1 protein-coding gene is annotated in these 984 nt (G+C 45.8%); it reads left to right on the top strand.

Translation table 11 applies throughout. The annotated features are described in order from the left end of the window. Positions 1–423: 423 nt before the first annotated feature. Positions 424–984, top strand: a 561-nt coding sequence (locus AC1DCD_RS10235) for a reverse transcriptase domain-containing protein (RefSeq protein ID WP_464641385.1), incomplete at its 3' end; no start/stop codon positions are given.

Here is a 984-nt window from a genome sequence, read left to right as displayed (position 1 = left end):
TGTACGCTCGGCATGAGCATTTTCTAACGGGTGGAAGTCCCGAGTAAGCCCTAATAGCGGGAATTACATAGCCAAGAGCAAGGGTGTTCATCGTGAGGTGAAATCTGGAGGAAGCTGTCGGCAAACATCTGACCTAACGAACAGAAACTTCATACAAGGCATATAACCATGGGCAAGGTTGCACTACAAACCAAAGCCCGATAGCTATTCGGAATGGTTGGTGTAAATGAAGTAGGTATAAGATGGAAAGATAATGTTCTTATCCGAGGAGGTCTCACGGACGTTTCAAATAGTTTTTTTACGAAAGAAGCGGAGTAAAGCTTGCCGTGAGAAGTCAGCAGACGCCATAGTAGTGGAGTACTCGATAACGCTCCATGAAGGGCTGAACCTATATATTAAGCGATAGTAATTGAAACATACCTTATGAAGGAAAGAATGCAGAAAACATTATCCCAAGTTAATGGCTGTCCCCAAAGAGATAGGTCGGAAACCGAATGGTATGGGGGAGTGCAGACCTTCATGTGGATGTGTGAAGACAACATCGTGGAAGTACCATTTGACAAGGAACACCTTCTTGAGCAAATCCTTAGCCCTGTAAATCTCAACCGAGCCTACAAGGCTGTTATGAGAAACAAGGGATGTGGTGGTATTGACAAGATGTGGTGTGAGCAGCTGCTCCCATGGCTCTTAACCAATAAGGATGTGCTCATCTGTTCCTTGATTGACGGTTCTTATCGTCCGAACCCAGTCAAGAGGGTAGAGATACCCAAAGACAACGGCAAGATGCGCCTTTTGGGCATACCTACAGTAGTAGACCGTTTGGTGCAACAAGCCATTAACCAAGTACTGACTCCTATTTATGAGAACCAATTCTCCGAGACAAGCTACGGCTTCCGTCCGAGAAGAGGCTGCCATGACGCACTTCGTGGAGCGCAGAGGATAATCAACGAAGGCTACATTTATGTAGTTGACCTTGACCTCGAA

This window comes from Prevotella sp. C0209C1, from assembly GCF_056583855.1.
Note: the sequence above shows the minus strand (reverse complement) of the source record. Positions and strands in the feature narration are given on the sequence as shown.